15 protein-coding genes are annotated in these 16,111 nt (G+C 61.6%); 8 read left to right on the forward strand and 7 right to left on the reverse strand.

What is annotated here, in order from left to right:
- Positions 1-87 precede the first annotated feature (87 nt).
- From hisS to hisG, 3 genes are read left to right on the forward strand one after another with little or no spacing between them, the layout of a single operon-like run.
- Entirely contained in the window at positions 88-1,560 is a 1,473-nt protein-coding gene (hisS, locus tag D8Z78_RS10450) for a histidine--tRNA ligase (RefSeq protein WP_121633371.1), read from the forward strand.
- Positions 1,557-2,633 carry an ATP phosphoribosyltransferase regulatory subunit gene (locus tag D8Z78_RS10455; protein ID WP_121633369.1) on the forward strand — a complete coding sequence of 359 codons (1,077 nt, stop codon included), beginning with the start codon at positions 1,557-1,559 and terminating at the stop codon, positions 2,631-2,633. Before hisS ends, D8Z78_RS10455 begins: the two co-directional genes overlap by 4 nt.
- Positions 2,630-3,325: an ATP phosphoribosyltransferase gene (gene hisG, locus D8Z78_RS10460; protein ID WP_121633366.1), complete on the forward strand. Its 696-nt coding sequence runs from the start codon at positions 2,630-2,632 to the stop codon at positions 3,323-3,325. The genes D8Z78_RS10455 and hisG overlap by 4 nt, the downstream gene beginning before the upstream one ends.
- A gap of 45 nt (positions 3,326-3,370) precedes the next feature.
- On the opposite strand, the gene yghU is transcribed toward hisG, so the two are convergent.
- Positions 3,371-4,219 carry a glutathione-dependent disulfide-bond oxidoreductase gene (gene yghU / locus D8Z78_RS10465; RefSeq protein WP_121633364.1) on the reverse strand — a complete coding sequence of 283 codons (849 nt, stop codon included), beginning with the start codon at positions 4,217-4,219 and terminating at the stop codon, positions 3,371-3,373.
- A gap of 93 nt (positions 4,220-4,312) precedes the next feature.
- Between yghU and D8Z78_RS10470 the strand changes: the two genes are divergently transcribed.
- A complete protein-coding gene (locus D8Z78_RS10470) occupies positions 4,313-4,798 on the forward strand; it encodes a YdcF family protein (RefSeq protein ID WP_240672084.1) in 486 nt (161 codons plus the stop codon).
- A gap of 30 nt (positions 4,799-4,828) precedes the next feature.
- Here the strand turns inward: D8Z78_RS10470 and D8Z78_RS10475 are convergent, their stop codons facing one another.
- The gene (locus D8Z78_RS10475; RefSeq protein ID WP_121633360.1) at positions 4,829-5,209 is read right to left on the reverse strand and encodes a hypothetical protein; all 381 of its coding nucleotides are present in this window, start codon (positions 5,207-5,209) and stop codon (positions 4,829-4,831) included.
- Positions 5,210-5,398: 189 nt separating this feature from the next.
- Entirely contained in the window at positions 5,399-5,830 is a 432-nt protein-coding gene (locus D8Z78_RS10480; protein WP_121633358.1) for a DUF1489 family protein, read from the reverse strand.
- Positions 5,831-5,999: 169 nt separating this feature from the next.
- Here D8Z78_RS10480 and D8Z78_RS10485 point away from each other — a divergent pair, with 169 nt between their 5' ends.
- The 3 genes from D8Z78_RS10485 (at position 6,000) to D8Z78_RS10495 (ending at position 10,279) form a co-directional block, all read left to right on the forward strand.
- Positions 6,000-8,288 (forward strand): adenosylcobalamin-dependent ribonucleoside-diphosphate reductase, encoded by a 2,289-nt coding sequence (locus D8Z78_RS10485; protein ID WP_121633355.1) that lies wholly within the window; start codon positions 6,000-6,002, stop codon positions 8,286-8,288.
- 328 nt (positions 8,289-8,616) lie between these two features.
- Positions 8,617-9,723, forward strand: a complete 1,107-nt coding sequence (locus D8Z78_RS10490; RefSeq protein WP_121633353.1) for an AAA family ATPase — start codon at positions 8,617-8,619, stop codon at positions 9,721-9,723.
- 16 nt (positions 9,724-9,739) lie between these two features.
- Complete coding sequence (locus tag D8Z78_RS10495) at positions 9,740-10,279, forward strand: RNA 2'-phosphotransferase (RefSeq protein ID WP_121633351.1); 540 nt, start codon at positions 9,740-9,742, stop codon at positions 10,277-10,279.
- Positions 10,280-10,633: 354 nt separating this feature from the next.
- Here the strand turns inward: D8Z78_RS10495 and D8Z78_RS10500 are convergent, their stop codons facing one another.
- From D8Z78_RS10500 to D8Z78_RS10515, 4 genes are all read right to left on the reverse strand, one after another.
- Positions 10,634-11,410: a DUF3037 domain-containing protein gene (locus tag D8Z78_RS10500; RefSeq protein WP_121633349.1), complete on the reverse strand. Its 777-nt coding sequence runs from the start codon at positions 11,408-11,410 to the stop codon at positions 10,634-10,636.
- On the reverse strand, positions 11,403-12,188 hold the full coding sequence (locus D8Z78_RS10505; RefSeq protein ID WP_128910766.1) for a HipA family kinase: 786 nt from the start codon (positions 12,186-12,188) through the stop codon (positions 11,403-11,405). The genes D8Z78_RS10500 and D8Z78_RS10505 overlap by 8 nt, the downstream gene beginning before the upstream one ends.
- A gap of 405 nt (positions 12,189-12,593) precedes the next feature.
- The gene (locus D8Z78_RS10510; protein WP_121633344.1) at positions 12,594-14,018 is read right to left on the reverse strand and encodes a UvrD-helicase domain-containing protein; all 1,425 of its coding nucleotides are present in this window, start codon (positions 14,016-14,018) and stop codon (positions 12,594-12,596) included.
- On the reverse strand, positions 14,011-15,774 hold the full coding sequence (locus D8Z78_RS10515; protein WP_206169668.1) for an ATP-dependent nuclease: 1,764 nt from the start codon (positions 15,772-15,774) through the stop codon (positions 14,011-14,013). The genes D8Z78_RS10510 and D8Z78_RS10515 overlap by 8 nt, the downstream gene beginning before the upstream one ends.
- Before the next feature lie 86 nt (positions 15,775-15,860).
- Between D8Z78_RS10515 and D8Z78_RS24835 the strand changes: the two genes are divergently transcribed.
- Positions 15,861-16,111 (forward strand): hypothetical protein (locus D8Z78_RS24835; protein WP_206169669.1); only part of this gene is annotated, 251 nt, incomplete at its 3' end.

Below are 16,111 nucleotides of genomic sequence, written 5' to 3' on the forward strand. Positions count from 1 at the left end.
CCAGAAGAAGCCGGGGGCGGTTCGCTTGCTCATGGGGTGCGGAATGGGTAGAGGAAGCGCGACGGATTTGGAAGGCGGATCGCACCCATGGCCAAACAGAAGAAATCCCCGCGCCCCAAGGCGGCCACGCCGAAGGGCTTTCGCGACTATTTCGGCGCCGAAGTCACCGAGCGCGCCGAGATGCTGCAGACCATTGCCGGGGTGTACCATCAGTATGGCTTTGACGCGCTGGAAAGCTCGGGCGTGGAGACGGTCGAGGCGCTGGGCAAGTTCCTGCCCGATGTGGATCGCCCGAACGAGGGGGTCTTTGCCTGGCAGGACGAGGATGATCAGTGGATGGCGCTGCGCTATGACCTGACCGCACCCTTGGCGCGCGTCTATGCGCAGCACCGCAACGACCTTCCGCTGCCGTATCGCCGCTATGCGATGGGGCCGGTCTGGCGGAATGAGAAGCCCGGACCGGGGCGCTATCGTCAGTTCTATCAGTGCGACGCGGATACGGTTGGCGCGGGGTCGGTGGCCGCCGATGCCGAGATTTGCGCGATGCTGTCGGATACGCTGGAGAAGGTCGGGATTCCGCGCGGCGATTACGTGGTGCGGGTCAACAACCGCAAGGTTCTGAACGGTGTGCTGGAGGCGATGGGCGTGAGCGACGAGGCGCAGGCGGCGGACGTGCTGCGCACCATCGACAAGTTTGACAAGGTCGGTGAAAGCGGCGTGCGCGAGTTGCTGGGCAAGGGGCGGCTGGATGCCTCTGGGGCCTATATCGACGGGGTCGGGCTGGCCGAGGCGCAGGCCGAGCCGGTGATTGCGTTCCTGACGTCGAAGGGCGCATCGAACGCCGAGACCTTGGTGAATTTGAAGGCGGCGATTGGCGAAAGCGCCGTGGGCGCCGAGGGCGTGGCCGAGTTGCAGGAAATCGCGGCGCTGCTCGATGCACAGGGCTATGGCGAGGATCGCATCGTGATCGATCCCTCCGTGGTGCGCGGCCTTGGCTACTATACCGGGCCGGTTTTCGAGGCGGAGCTGACCTTTGAAATCCTCGACGAGAAGGGCCGCAAGCGGCAATTCGGCTCGGTTGCCGGGGGCGGGCGCTATGATGACCTCGTGAAACGCTTCACGGGTCAAGCGGTGCCTGCGACGGGTGTCAGCATTGGCGTGGACCGCTTGCTGGCAGCGCTGCGTGAAAAGGGGCGGATCGGGTCCAATGTGCAAGGGCCGGTGGTCGTGACCGTTATGGATAAGGACCGGATGGCCGACTATCAGGCGATGGTGGCCGAGTTGCGCAGCGCGGGGCTGCGGGCCGAGGTCTATCTGGGCAATCCCAAGAACTTTGGCAACCAGTTGAAATATGCCGATAAACGCGCCTCGCCGGTGGCCGTGATCGAGGGCGGGGATGAGCACGAAAAAGGTGTGGTTCAGATCAAGGACCTGATCCTTGGCGCCAAGATCGCCGAAGAGGCGAGCCTTGAGGAATGGAAGGACCGCCCCAGCCAGTACGAAGTGCCGCGTGGCGACCTTGTGACCAAGGTGCGCGAGATTCTGGACCTGTACCAATGACCCTTTCAGCGGTGAAAACCAAGGCGGCGGCCTTGCAGGCGGCCTTCGAGGCGGCGGGTGCGCACCCGGTCGATTGCCCGATCCTGTTGCCCGCAGGCGTGCTTTTGGAGCTCTATGGCGAGGATATCCGCACGCGGGCCTATGTGACCAGCGACCCGGTCGAGGGCGAGGTCATGCTGCGCCCGGATTTCACGCTGCCAGTGGTCGAACGCCACATGGCCGAGGGCGCGGAACCGGCGCGCTACACCTATGCGGGCGAGGTCTTTCGCCGACAGGAAGAGCACCCGGACCGGGCCAGCGAATACGTGCAGGTGGGCTTCGAGGTCTTTGACCGCGAGGACCCGGAGGCGGCGGATGCCGAGGTCTTTGCGCTGTTCTCGAAGGCGCTGGACGGCTACGGGCTGCGCGCGGTCACCGGCGATATCGGCATCCTGACGGCGGCGGTGTCGGGGTTGGAGACCAGCGCCGCGCGGCGGGCGGCCCTGATGCGCCATATCTGGCGGCCCCGCCGGTTCCGGGCGCTTCTGGACCGGTTCTCGGGCAAGACCGAGATGCCCGCGTCGCGCGCGGCCCTGCTGGCATCGCAGACGCCGATGGCGCTGGCCGGGGCCATGATCGGCCTGCGGGACGAGACCGATATCCTTGCGCGGATCGAAACGCTGCGCGCCGATCAGGCCGAGCCCAAGCTGGCGCGCGAACAGGTCGCCATGTTGGAGCAGTTGTTGAAAGTGTCCGAGGCTTGTCCCTTTGCGCTGGAACAGTTGCGCGACATCGCCGTGGACATGCCCGCGATTGCCGGGGCGGTCGATCGCTTTGCCCGGCGCTGCGAGGCGATGGACAGGCGTGGCGTGGCGGTCGACCAGCTGGCCTTCGAGGCCAGCTATGGCCGCTCGTCGATGGAATATTACGACGGGTTCGTCTTTGGCTTTGCGCGGGCGGACCGGCCCGATTGGCCGCTGGTGGCCAGTGGCGGGCGCTATGATGCGTTGACCCGGCAGCTGGGGCAGGGGCGCGAGATCCCGGCGGTGGGCGGTGTCATCCGCGCCGGCCTGCTGGTGGAGTTGGAGCGATGAGCATCAAGCTGGGCGTGCCGTCCAAGGGGCGGCTGATGGAAAAGACCTTTGACTGGTTCGGCGCGCGCGGCGTGGCGCTGTCGCGCACCGGCTCGGATCGCGAGTATTCCGGCGCGGTCGAGGGGGTCGACGGGGTCGAACTGGTGCTGCTGAGCGCGGGGGAAATCCCGCGCGAACTGGCTGCCGGGCGCATCCATCTGGGCGTGACGGGCACGGACCTGATCCGCGAGAAACTGGTGCAATGGGATCAGAAGGTGCAGCCGCTGGCCGAGCTTGGCTTTGGCCATGCGGACCTGATCATCGCCGTCCCGGCCTGTTGGGTGGATGTGGATACGCTGGACGATCTGGACGCGGCGGCGGCGCAATTCCGCGCGCGGCACGGGTTCCGGATGCGCATCGCGACGAAGTATCACCGGCTGGTGCGGCAATACCTGCATGACGGCGGGGTCGCGGATTACCAGCTGGTCGACAGCCAAGGCGCGACCGAGGGTACGGTGAAGAACCTGACCGCCGAGGCGATCGCGGACATCACTTCGACGGGCGAGACGTTGCGCGCCAACCATCTGAAAGTTCTGGAAGAAGAGCCGGTCTTGCGGTCGCAGGCAACGCTGTTCCGGTCGCGCAAGGCAGCGATGGAGCCCGGCGATCGCGCGGCGATGCAGGCGCTGTGTGACAAGCTGAACGTTGGCTGACCTCAAGTAGGATGGGTGATCACCCATCCTACCTTTTTGGCGCGTTCAACCGATCTTGTCTTGGGTCTTGGTCTCGAAATCCGACGCATCATGGCGTTCGCGCAGTTGCGTGGCCGGGTCACCGGAGGCCTTGTTGACCATGCGCCCGCGGATCACGGCAGGCCGCGCGGCGATCTCGTCGGCCCAGCGGATCACGTTGGTGTAGCTTTTCACATCCAGGAATTCGCCCGCGTTGTAGCTTTCGCCATGCACCGTGCGCCCGTACCATGGAAAGATCGCGATATCGGCGATGGTGTAGTCGTCGCCCGTCATGTACCGGTTTTCGGCCAGATGCCGGTCCAGCACGTCGAGCTGGCGCTTGACCTCCATCGCAAAGCGGTCGATCGGATATTCCATCTTGTAAGGGGCGTAGGCGTAGAAATGGCCAAAACCGCCGCCCAGATAAGGCGCGCTGCCCATCTGCCACATCAGCCAAGACAGCAGTTCCGTGCGGTTCGAGCCGAGGAAGGCACCGAATTTCTCGGCCAGATGCATCAGGATCGCACCGGATTCGAAGACGCGGACGGGCTCGCCGCCGGAGCGGTCGACCAGCGCGGGGATCTTGGAGTTCGGGTTGATCTCGACAAAGCCCGAGCCGAACTGGTCGCCATCCCCGATCTTGATCAGCCACGCGTCGTATTCGGCATCATGCCCCGCTGCGAGAAGCTCTTCGAGCAGGATCGTGACCTTTTGGCCGTTTGGCGTGGCGAGGCTATAAAGCTGGAACGGGTGCTTGCCCACGGGCAGGTCTGCGTCGTGGGTGGCCCCGGCGATGGGCCGGTTGAGCGAGGCCCATTGGCCACCGTTTTCCTTGTCCCAGGTCCAGACCTTGGGCGGAGTGTAGGTATCAGTCATGCGTGTCTCCTTTGAGGGGAGATTAGGCATTGTGAGGCGGAATGCCAGAGGGGCTTGGGATTCGCACGCTGGCTGTGCATAGGTGCAGATATGATGACCGGACTGGATGATCCTGTGGCGCTGGTCTTGGGGGCCGCGGTTTGGGAGGGCGGGCGTGCCTCGCCGTCGTTACGCCGGCGCGCGCGCCACGCGGCTACGTTGTGGCATGCGGGGCAGGTGCGGGCGATCGTGGTGTCGGGCGGTGTGGGGCTGCACCCGCCTTCCGAGGCCGAGGTCATGGCGCAGGTCATCGTCGCGGCGGGGGTGCCCGACGGCGCTGTCTTCCTCGAACCGCAGGCGCGCAACACGCGCGAGAACATTGCCCTGTCGCGGCCGATCCTGAACCGGATTGGCGCATCCGCCGTCGTGATCGTCACGGACGGTTACCACGCGCCGCGCGCGCGACTGTTGGCGCGGCGTGCCGGGTTGCGGGCGTCAAGCAATTGCCCGGTGCGGGATTATCGCCTGACTTGGCCGATGCTGCGGCTGCGCCTGCGCGAGGCGGTCGCGTTTTTGTGGGTGCTGGTGCGGCGTGGGTAGGATGGGTGATCACCCATCCTACTTTATGGATCATCGGACGACGGTGACCTCCACGGACCGCCCCGTATTGCCGGTGCCGTATATCCGGACAAAGACCGTTGCGCCGCCGTTGAGCAGGGTGCGCGCGGCATTCGGTTCGATATAGCCATTCATGATCATCCGCTCCATCGCGGCACGATTGTCGATCGAGCCGAAGAACGGGTCCCATTCGTCGCCGGGTTGGGAAATGCCGAAGCGGTGGTAATTCGCCCGGTCCTGCCGCAACACCTGCCAAGGCTCGTTCAGGCGCTGGCCGTTGGAATTATAAAGGTCCTGCGTGCCGATATAGGCGACGTAGGAGCCGATCAGGCTGTCCGCCTGTGCGACCGTGGTCGAGGCGAGCAGGGCCAGAGCGGTGAGAAGGCGTTTCATGGGCAGTCCTCCCTTGGTGACATATGCCGAGTCTAGGCGCGCTTGGGGAGGTTGACCTTGATTCAGGGCAATGTTTGGGCGCGGCGATGGCGCGCTTCCTGCGTGGCTTCTCGTCCCGCCCCTGACGGATCGGCGGCGCGGTCTGTCAGGGGGGGAATGGGTATTTGGAAAGAGAAGAAACAGGGCGCGTCAGAGGACGCCTATCTCTGCGAGGGCCCCGGCGAGTTCCGGCGGCAGGGGTGTTTCCGTTTCGCGCCCCTTGGGCAGGTCGGGCGGCGCGTCGGCGTCAGACAGGTAGCGCCAGCCCTGAAAGGCGCGCTTCGGGGCGAGCGCGGTGCGGACCAGCTGCGGGTCGAGGCCGATGGCGCAGCGGCGGATGCCGTCCTCGCCGGTGACCTCGTCCAGCCGCAGGATGCGCTGGCGGCACTGGATCTGGCCCTTGATCACCCAATAGATTGATCCGCCTGCCAGAATCTCGGCCTCGCGTTTTGGCCACATGCGCGTGACATGGCGCGGCAGCCCGTCCGTGAACCGCGCGCGCACGCTGTCCTGCCATGCGGCGAGGCTCTCGACGCTGTCGGTGCCGGCGGAGAGTTTTACGAGATGGCAGAGCTTGGTCACGAATCTGGTCCCCTTCAGACGCTTTATATGGTATGGTTTGTGTTCCCGTCTTCAAGCCCTAGCGTCTTGCTTGCCGAAATCTTGCAAAATTAAGGCTTCATTTGTGGAGCCGGACGCGATACCCAACGCCCCTGCTGACCCGAACACTCGACAAAAGGATTCGCCGCCCATGACCCGCTTTGCCGCGCCCATCGCAGAACAGATCTGGGATATGAAATACCGCCTGAAAGAGGCGGATGGCACGGCCATCGACCTCAGTGTCGAGGATACGTGGCGGCGGATCGCCCGCGCCTTGGCCAGCGTCGAGACGGACACCGCCGCGTGGGAAGACAAGTTCTACCACGCGCTGGAGGATTTCAAATACCTGCCCGCAGGCCGGATCACCGCAGGGGCGGGCACCGACCGCAGCGTGACCCTGTTCAATTGCTTCGTCATGGGCACGATCCCCGACAGCATGGGCGGCATCTTTGACATGCTGAAAGAGGCGGCGCTGACGATGCAGCAGGGCGGCGGGATCGGCTATGATTTCTCGACCATCCGGCCCAAGGGCGCGGTGGTGAAGGGCGTGGCGGCGGATGCGTCGGGTCCGCTCAGCTTCATGGATGTGTGGGATGCGATGTGCCGCACCATAATGTCGGCAGGCAGCCGTCGCGGTGCGATGATGGCGACCATGCGCTGTGACCACCCGGACGTCGAACAATTCATCGCCGCCAAGGCCGACAGCGCCCGTCTGCGCATGTTCAACCTGTCCGTTCTGGTCACAGACGCCTTCATGGAGGCGGTCAAGGCGGACGGCCCGTGGGATCTGCAATTCGACGGCAAGGTGTATCACACCGTGCAGGCGCGCGACCTGTGGAACCGGATCATGAAGGCGACCTATGACTATGCCGAGCCGGGCGTGATCTTCATCGATCGCATCAACGAAAAGAACAACCTCAACTATATCGAGACGATCTGCGCGACGAACCCCTGTGGCGAGCAGCCCTTGCCGCCTTATGGCGCCTGCCTGCTGGGCTCGATCAACATGGCGCGTCTGGTCGAGGATGCGTTTGGCCCGGATGCGCGGCTGGACGTCGAGAAGATGAACGACCTCGTCGCGACTGCCGTGCGCATGATGGATAACGTGGTCGACGCCTCGCGCTTCCCGCTGCCGCAGCAGCAGGAAGAGGCGCTGAACAAGCGCCGTATCGGTCTGGGCGTGACCGGGTTGGCGGATGCGCTGCTGATGTGCGGGCTGCGCTATGGCTCCGAAGAGGCGGCTGCGCAGACCGAGGACTGGCTGAAGGCGATTGCCCGTGCGTCCTATCTGGCGTCGGTCGATTTGGCGAAGGAGAAGGGCGCCTTCCCGCTGTTCGACGCGGACAAATACCTCGCCTCTGGCAACATGATGGCGATGGATGAGGATGTCCGCGAGGCGGTCCGCCAGCATGGCATCCGCAACGCTCTGGTCACGTCGATCGCGCCCACCGGGACGATCTCGCTGTACGCGGGCAACGTGTCGTCGGGGATCGAGCCGGTCTTTGCCTACAGCTACACCCGCAAGGTCCTGCAAAAGGACGGTTCGCGCACCGAGGAAGAGGTCGTCGATTACGCCGTGCAGATGTATCGCGAGCGCCATGGCGAGGATGCGGACCTGCCCGATTATTTCGTGAACGCCCAGACTCTGGCCCCGCTGGAGCATGTGCGCATGCAGGCGGCGGCGCAGAAATGGGTGGATTCGTCGATCTCCAAGACCATCAACTGCCCCGAAGACATCTCGTTCGAGGATTTCAAGGAAGTGTATCTGGAGGCCTACGAACAGGGCTGCAAGGGTTGCACCACCTATCGCCCGAACGACGTGACCGGGTCGGTCCTGACCGTGTCCGAGGAAAAGAAAGCGCCCGAAGTGGTCGCCAATGACGACGCAGAGCCGCAGCGCCCGCATGGCGACGTGATCTACATGTCGGAACCTCTGGACCGTCCGCAGACGCTGGAAGGGGCAACCTACAAGCTGAAATGGCATGACAGCGAACACGCCATCTATCTGACGATCAACGATATTATCGTGGGCGGCCATCGTCGTCCCTTCGAGGTGTTCATCAACTCCAAGAACATGGAGCACTACGCATGGACGCTGGCGCTGACGCGGATGATCTCTGCCGTGTTCCGTCGGGGTGGGGATGTGTCGTTCGTGGTAGAAGAGCTGAAGGCCGTGTTCGACCCGCGCGGCGGCGCCTGGGTTCAGGGCAAGTACATCCCGTCGATTCTGGCGGCGATCGGTGGTGTGATCGAACAGCATCTGGTGGCGATCGGGTTTCTTGAGGGCGAGGGGATGGGCCTGAAGAGCGACCCGACGGCCAAGGTCGTCGGTCTGGACACCCCGCGCGGCAAGGCCTGCCCAAGCTGCGGTCAGTTCTCGATGATGATGGTCGAGGGCTGCATGACCTGCAGTTCTTGTGGTCACTCGAAGTGTGGGTGAGGCCGGTCTGTCTAGAAGTGTTGAAACGACACGGATAAATCTGCCAAACCGGGCAAAAAACCCGCCAGTTGACAGGTCTATCTCTGCCACCTTCGCTTAAGTCTTTGAAATCTCTAAATGCGTGAAACGCCGCTCCGAAAGGGGCGGCGTTGTGCTTTCATGCGTCACCGAGGCCGCTGCACTTGACCCATGGGCGTTTCCGTGGCTTCCATCGACCCCATGATGAACACGCGACCGAACCACCAGCGCATACGGGGCTGACCTTGCCCTGATCGACCCGGGCCAGAAGCGCCCGGGATACATGCCCTGCTGGAAGAGGACTGCCCCCATGAACACCCGCGTGAAACTGCTGCTGAGCCCTGCCAGGGATCTCGATACCGTCGCCATCCAGAACCGCCTCAAGACCTTCCTGAAGGCGTTGCGCGCCCGGAAGTTGGCTGAGGATCTCATCGGGGACGACGAGCGCTCCGAGGAGTTTGACGTCGACGACATGAGCGCCTTTGCCGCCGAACTGTCTGACGGCGACGAACTGACCTATCACGACAAGAGCCGTATCGAAGCCCGCGCCAGGCGCTTCGTCGCGGCGCGCCGGCGATCCATGGGACTCGGCCATTTGAGGGAAGACGAGCGCCGGGCCGTCATGGGGCTGATGCCCGACGTGGCCGCCGTTACAATCCCAACCGAGCACCGGGCCGACGAGATCGCTGCCGCGATCCACGAGGAGATGCCCTGGATGGCGCGCTCTACGGAACATGCCTGGCACGCCCTGCGTCGCGCGGCGCGCCGTGGCGAGCCGGTGGTGATCCCGCCGGTCATCCTGCTCGGACCGCCCGGCATCGGCAAGTCGCACTGGGCACGACGTCTGGCCGGAGCGCTCGATGTGCCAGCCGCTGACATCGACGCCACGAAAGGCGGTGCCGGTTTCGCATTGGTGGGCACGGAACGTGGTTGGAGTTCGGCCCAGCCCGGCCGCCCGATTGAAACTCTGCTGACCCACCGGGTGGCGAACCCGCTTATGATCGTTGACGAGGTCGAGAAGGCCCAGCATCAAACCTCCTCGAAGGGACATACTTATTCCTTTACCGAGGCGCTGCTGTCGCTCTTGGAGCCGGGCACGGCGGCTTCCTGGACCTGCCCGTTCTACCGGGTGCCATTCGACATGCGCTGGATCTCTTGGGTCATGACGGCCAATGGCATCGAGGGCCTGCCCGCGCCACTGATGAGCCGCTGTGTGCTGATCACGCTGGGAGATATTACCGTATCCGACCTGATCGCCTTTGCCACGCGTGAGGGTGCACGGCGGGGGCTTGAGGTGGCGTCGATCGACGCCATCAGTGAGGCCATCATTCAGGTCAAGGGCGGGATCAGCTTGCGAGATGTTGTCCGCATGCTGGAGCGGGCGGAGGGGTTGGAGAGCCGGCCCCGGTTGCAGTGAGCCGGGGTTACGGACGATGAGCAGAGAGAGCCGATACCTCGCCTTGGTTCTGAGGCATCAACCTGAAACGATCGGTCTGAAGTTGGACCGGCATGGCTGGGTCGGCATCGCTGAACTGCTTCGTGCGATGAAGCGCGCCGGTCGCCCCCTGAGCCGGGCCCAGCTCCTCGAAATCGTTGAACAGAACGACAAAAGGCGCTTTACCATCAGCCCGGATGGCCAGCGCATTCGGGCGGCTCAAGGGCATTCTGTGGACGTCGATCTAGGCTTGACGCAGCTGGAACCGCCGCCGACGCTCTATCACGGCACGGCGAGCCACTCCCTCGATGCGATCTTTGCCTCCGGCCTCCTTCCCGGACGCCGCCGGCATGTGCATCTATCAGGGGGCGCTGATACGGCGCTCGATGTTGGTCGTCGGCACGGCAAGCCTGTGATCCTTTGCGTCGCTGCTCGCGAAATGCATGAAGCGGGGCACGTGTTTTTTAAGGCTGACAACGGCGTATGGCTCACGGATCATGTGCCGGCACGCTTCATCGGCTTTGGAGTGGTTCCTTGACGGGCGTGCGGAAGACGGATGCCGAGATGGTGAGAGTGGCCGACACGGAATACAGGCGTGTCGCGGGCTGCATGGCGGCTTGACCGTTCGGTTCTTTTGGATAGGCAATCCAAATTGCCATCGGGGGATCGGCTGAGGAGTTTCAGAAACTCTGTATATAGGCCGCGGGCCCAGTTCCATTCTGACTGCCCTCAGCCGCCCAATGGCGAGAAAAGGTTTGTGACCTTGCAGCGTCGCATCCGCGGCAAATTGCAGAAACCTGCCGCTCGCAATTCCTGCCGTGATAGGCGGCAGTTGGCAGGAAGCGGAGTTCGGAAAGTCGCGGGTCAGATCGCAGTCTTCAACAAACTCGGTCTAGTGCGCAGTGCGCCGGATCTCTTGAGCCAGAACGCCAACCTCTTCCAACGCGAACAGTTTAGTCTGCGCTTTCGCAAACTCATCCTTTAGGCTATCTACATAGTCCTGAGATTGATCGCCAAACTCGCCCACAACGATCAGGCGGTGATCAAGTGTCTCGGCAAGTGCTCGCCCTTCAAGCACTCGCTTACCCGCTTCCGCAAGGCCCTTTTCCGACTGATCAAAACGTGCTGAGTCAATCAAATTGAAAACTCCGTTTTGATAGCCGAAGTCAGCTTTGACGCTCACGCCCCATTTTGGAATTTCAACAGCATGAGGGCGCATTTGAAGTAGAGAAAGAACCCCGGCGTCCGCGAATGCACGCTTTAGACGCGTGCTTACGCGTTCCTGACGCCTATTTCTTGTCTCTGCGGATACCAAGTCGGAGAAAAGATCGTTGGCGGCTTGCGCCGCACTCTTCCCTGAAATCGGCAGCAGCGGCGTGATCTGAAAAATACCGGCACGCCTCGAATTGAAGTCCGATGCAGAGACTGAATAGTCACGCTTTCGAAACTCGAAATCAACACGCTCTGCAAAATCTTCGAGTGCCAACTTCAGAAACGCAGGACTGGCATCCCCAAAAATCCGTTTTACTCGCGCGAAGTCAGAGCTGAACTTTCGCACAAGGGAGCCTTGCCGCTTGTCAATCACAAGCACGCCGACGTTGACGAACTCAAACCGCTCAGGACGGGGACTAAACTGAACGATGCTGTAAGCTAGTTCGTTCTCATTCATCTGCCGCCTCCCCTTGGTCAAACTGTAGCTCATACTGATCAAATATGGCGGCAGGAAGCCAACTTTCCAACCGCTGGGCGCGCTCGTCCAAGCAGGTAAAAAGGCGCTCGCTGAGCCCATCTGTCATCCCCCACGCGCGCGGGACTCCCTCACATACCCGCCGAAGCGTCGTCCGGTCAATCCGCTCGACGGCCGCGAGGGCAGAGCCAAGCATCTTTCTATTCAAGAAGTGATCGAACTGACTAAACCGACCGTAAACGACTTGCTCTTCGACCCAGGCTTGATCCAGTTCATCGTCTAGGGTCGTTTCCACCAGCGCATGTGAGTGATCGATCGCCATCAGTTCAACCTTGCGCTTGTCTTGCTTGAGCAACACGTTGTCGTAGTTCATGACGTCGAAGGGATTGCCTCCATCATCAGCGAAGCGGTCCTTGTTGCGCAACCAAGTGTCAAGGACCACGAGTTTTGCAATGTCGTCAGGTCTTCTCAGCTTCTTGAGCAGCGCGGAATTCGGCGACAGCGATGTTGCCATCTCTTCCCACTTTGAACAAAACGCGGGGCCGGATTGGACCTGCAGCATAGGGTGGTTCGGTAGATTCATGGCGGGTAAGTCCATAACGGCAAAGTCTGGTGTCTTAAGGCCGAGCAAACGTGCTGCGCTGCAACCAATAATCTCGCAAACTAGAGCCTCAGCACCCGCGGGGTTGCCAAGATACTTTACGATAGCCAATCCTGCGTCGGTTGAGACCTGAAGGGGTTTCGTGCTGGTCTCGAGCACCTTGACAACGCGTTGGATTTCAGTGGGCTGCCAATGGACACCTGCTAATAACAAGTTACCTACCTAGAATAACGATGGTCCCGGCGCCGACGTCGGTCACCTGCTTCAGGCGCGAGAAGGCCTGGCCAACCCACTGTTCTGGATTGTGACACGAAACCATGAAGTTTGTTCAATAGTCAAGGTTCGGCACGTCAGTGCTTGCAATCGTGCCGAGAGGCATAGCAGGATCGCGCCGGCCAGATTGAGTTCGTTGGATTAAAGTAATCTACTTGATCACTCCGTCATGGACGGACATGGACGTATTGCAAGCAACCGAACCTGACCGTCGAGCCGCGATGCTATGGTTTCAGGATTTCAGGGGGCAGCCATTTCGGACGGCCCCGAACGCGTTGTTACCCGGCCTCGTCATCCTATGAGGTGCGTCGGGGAGCAGATCACGAGTTTCCTGGAGCCCCGGGTCATCGCGACGTAAAGGTTCTTCCTGTTCTTGGTTGCGTCCCGGTCGAAATCGCTCGCATCCAAAATGATTGCGACATCGCCCTCGAGACCCTTGAGGAGAAGCGGACTTCCTACGGCTTTTTTGGGCAGGAGACGCCCGAGGACGCGCTGTTGTTCACGGATGCGCTTTGCAGCCTCAAGAAAGCTTAGATCGGTGCCGGACGACTGGAGGGCCTTGATGCAGGCGCGCAGGATTTCTGGCCGGAACGTCCGGGCACCCTGTGTGGCCTCGAGTGCTTCGAAAAGGGCGATGAGGGAGGCGGCATCCCCAACTTCCTGGTATCGCATTGCCGCAAGTTCATGCGCTTCGGGTTGTGCTCGGTGCCGACCCGCGGCGATTGTTGCTGTCCGGGCAGAAATGCCTTCCCGATCAACGCCCGTCATGACCGCAAAGGCGAAATTGAGAGCAGCTTCAAGATTCCCTGGGGCGACGAGGTCGACCTCTCGTGCGAAGTCCGTAACATCCGTCAGATCGACGGCTTCGACGGTGACGGCGCCCGGAGTCTGCTTTGCCAGCTTCCTCTGTAGTCCCTTCTGGGTCCCACCCGTCATGATAAGGACTTCTCCTCCGGCCCGTGGAGATGGCGTGAGGCAGGCACGGCGCTGTATTTCGTGATCGTTCAGGCCGTCAAGATGAACCCAAGAGACGTCTGCGGGTGCAGTTCGCAGATCGACCTGACCGCCCGCCTTCAGGATGCGACGCGCCTCAAGTAACCATATTCCAAGATCATGTGCGCCAGCATTTTCCCATCTCCAAGGTCGAGTCAGTTCCGCAACCAACGGAAATTGGTCGACGACGTCCTGATCCCAATCAGGATGGTGGCCCTGCCAGTTGAAGATTTCCTGCATCGGGTCGCCGAGGACAACGGTCGGCAGAATGGTCGCGAGGTGACTGACCACGGCATGCTGATTGTGGTCGCAGTCCTGATACTCGTCGACGATGACCCTGCTGTAACTTGCGCACAGCACCTCATCGATGTGCCGACCCGCGAGAAAACGCGCGATCGCCGCCTTAATGGCTGGGTAGTCCTGCCTGGCATTTTGGAGATCGAGGTGTGCAGGAGCGATGCCGGACCGCGCCGGAAAGGTCTTAAGGATGCGAAGTGCCCATCCATCGATCGTGGACAGTCGATATCGATCCTGCGGCACCTGATGTCGCGACAAACGATGCCGGAGCGCCGCGACCCCCGCATTCGTGTGTGTGAGGACTAGGACGGGTTTCGTGTCGGTATGGCGACGGAGGGCGGATACGATCAGTTCAGTCTTACCGCAGCCTGCTGGTGCCTCCACGGTGCCCCGGTCCACGTCCAAAAGATTAATGTCGTCAGGCATTCAAGGTCCAGCGGCGTATATTCCCTGTCATTAAGCTGAACGGTTCCCCTGCAACGAGGTTGGGCCCGATGATGTCGCGCGCCGCGCGCTCCATTGCGCCCACGGACTTGAACCACCCCGACTTCTTTCCCGACGCCGTCCCCAAGGCCTCTCGGGCGATAGGACTAAGCTCACCCGCCTTTGCCTCCTCCCGTATTGACGCGATACTTACCTGATTGCCCGAGGCAGAGGAAAGTTGCGCATCCAAGACCGGCTGATCAAGGTCCTCCAGAGCCAAGTCGAGGAGAGCGATGGCTGCGCCGGATGGGATTGATGCGAAGATCTCCGCTTCAATTTTCCGACCCTCCTGCCATTTGAAGACTTTCCCGGATAGTTCGAACAATGCCTCCTCGTCGGGGTCTGGGCGCTTGTCGTCATCACGCAGAAGTGCCGTCCGGTAGCCGAGCGCTACAAACGCCGAAGCCCGCTTCAACATCTCATCGCCACCGCCGCTGATGAGACAGGTGCCTGCGGCGTGGAGTGATGGTTTCCCGCGATCGGCACACCACTGGTCTATGCCCCTGACAAATCCAACTTCGGTCGCCCCTTCACATACCAAGACAGACTTGGCGAGAAACGCCTCCGGGAAGAGCCTTGCCGTCCCTTGAAGCTCCGGATGGTCCCCTGCGCGCTTCAAGATGGGCCCATCCTTGCCTGGGCGCACGATTGTCAGAGGCATCAGCCCCAACTCTCGGACAACCACGGCAGAATGGCTGGTCATGAACACCTGGAGAGACTTTTCTGGATCTTTTGCGCCGAGCGCGTTCAGGAACTGGATGATCCTGTGCGGTTCGAGGCCGTGCTCGACCTCATCAACCAGCACAATTGCCGGGCCCGCCGCGGCTTCCTTTTGCAAACCGGCAATCAGGAGGCGCGTTGATCCGATACCCATTCCCTTCAGCGGGACGCCGTCATCATTGTGGAGAGAGATCGTGCCAGCCGACATTGACACGGAGTGGGCATCAAGTTCGGCGTGCAGATCGTTCCCGTCTCCAATTCCCAACTCATCTGCGACTCCCTTGACCTTTGCCAGCGCTGCCGCAAGCTGCGCATCTGCCGTGCCGCCGAATTGCGCGCGGGCGTCACGTGCCGCAGCGAGCAGTATCTGGGATGCGTCAGCCTTCTCCTCAGATAACTTGTTCAGCACCGATCCGCGCCTCCAAGACAGGTTCACATCCGAGAAGGAGCCGATCCGCGTCGGGGCAATGTCTTGCCGGTCGGCCCAAGCAAGGAAGCGCTCGCTCCCTAGAGCTGCCGCTCGATCAGAAACCAGCGTCCAGATCGGCTCGAGATCTGGACCTACAGTCAACCTGAGGCACAAAACCGTTTCAAGACCGGCCCGCGGCTCGTCTTCGATTTCACCGCTTGCGGCATTGAAGCCGCGGAGAAAGAGGCCGTAGGCGTCAAACGTCTTTAGGCGGTCCGAAAGTGCACCAAGGGTAACGGTGATCTCAATCGGTGCGTCGACGGTAATGTTGGTGAAGTCCGCGTCGGTAAATTGGATCGTGCGCCGCGCCCCCATGCAGAGATCGATGGCGTCGAGGATGGTTGACTTCCCGCTGTCGCCAGGGCCCACCAAGCAGTTGATGCCCGGCGTTGGGCACCAGGACAGGGTCTTGATGCTCCTGAAATTCTGAACGTCGAGTTTCCGTATCTGGGCCATGCTCATCCGCCGGTTGTTCTGGCCTCTTTTAACCCGTGGATCGCGTCGGGCCATTCATTTTTTCAGTTCTCGAGAATTGCTTGGTGTTCTGTATGGTCTACTCATTCTTGCATGTGCGACCGGCAACCCGGATATTCCCCGTGAGACCATTATCCGAACCGCTTCAAGATGAAACGCACTTGTATTTCTGCTTGAGTTTCAGCAGTTTGCGTGGGCTGGAAGTCAAGGAGATGTTGATGGTGCGCGCGCTCGTTTTGGCCGATCTGCATTTGGACATGTGGAATGCTGCCGGCTTGGACCCGTTCAAGGGGCTCTGTCAACGGCAGAGCAAAATTGGACCAAAGGGCAGCGCAAAATGTTGCCACTTTGAAGGTGGCGTGATGAGTGTGCG

Source organism: Tropicibacter alexandrii, assembly GCF_003667315.2.
In the GTDB taxonomy this organism is placed as follows: Bacteria; Pseudomonadota; Alphaproteobacteria; order Rhodobacterales; family Rhodobacteraceae; genus Tropicibacter; species Tropicibacter alexandrii.

Bases quoted from the DNA above. Each gene is read 5' to 3' on its own strand.
- hisS (WP_121633371.1), top strand. From the start codon at position 88: ATGGCCAAACAGAAGAAATCCCCGCGCCCCAAGGCGGCCACGCCGAAG.
- D8Z78_RS10455 (WP_121633369.1), top strand. From the start codon at position 1,557: ATGACCCTTTCAGCGGTGAAAACCAAGGCGGCGGCCTTGCAGGCGGCC.
- hisG (WP_121633366.1), top strand. From the start codon at position 2,630: ATGAGCATCAAGCTGGGCGTGCCGTCCAAGGGGCGGCTGATGGAAAAG.
- yghU (WP_121633364.1), bottom strand. From the start codon at position 4,219: ATGACTGATACCTACACTCCGCCCAAGGTCTGGACCTGGGACAAGGAA.
- D8Z78_RS10470 (WP_240672084.1), top strand. From the start codon at position 4,313: ATGACCGGACTGGATGATCCTGTGGCGCTGGTCTTGGGGGCCGCGGTT.
- D8Z78_RS10475 (WP_121633360.1), bottom strand. From the start codon at position 5,209: ATGAAACGCCTTCTCACCGCTCTGGCCCTGCTCGCCTCGACCACGGTC.
- D8Z78_RS10485 (WP_121633355.1), top strand. From the start codon at position 6,000: ATGACCCGCTTTGCCGCGCCCATCGCAGAACAGATCTGGGATATGAAA.
- D8Z78_RS10490 (WP_121633353.1), top strand. From the start codon at position 8,617: ATGAACACCCGCGTGAAACTGCTGCTGAGCCCTGCCAGGGATCTCGAT.
- D8Z78_RS10495 (WP_121633351.1), top strand. From the start codon at position 9,740: ATGAGCAGAGAGAGCCGATACCTCGCCTTGGTTCTGAGGCATCAACCT.
- D8Z78_RS10500 (WP_121633349.1), bottom strand. From the start codon at position 11,410: ATGAATGAGAACGAACTAGCTTACAGCATCGTTCAGTTTAGTCCCCGT.
- D8Z78_RS10510 (WP_121633344.1), bottom strand. From the start codon at position 14,018: ATGCCTGACGACATTAATCTTTTGGACGTGGACCGGGGCACCGTGGAG.
- D8Z78_RS10515 (WP_206169668.1), bottom strand. From the start codon at position 15,774: ATGGCCCGACGCGATCCACGGGTTAAAAGAGGCCAGAACAACCGGCGG.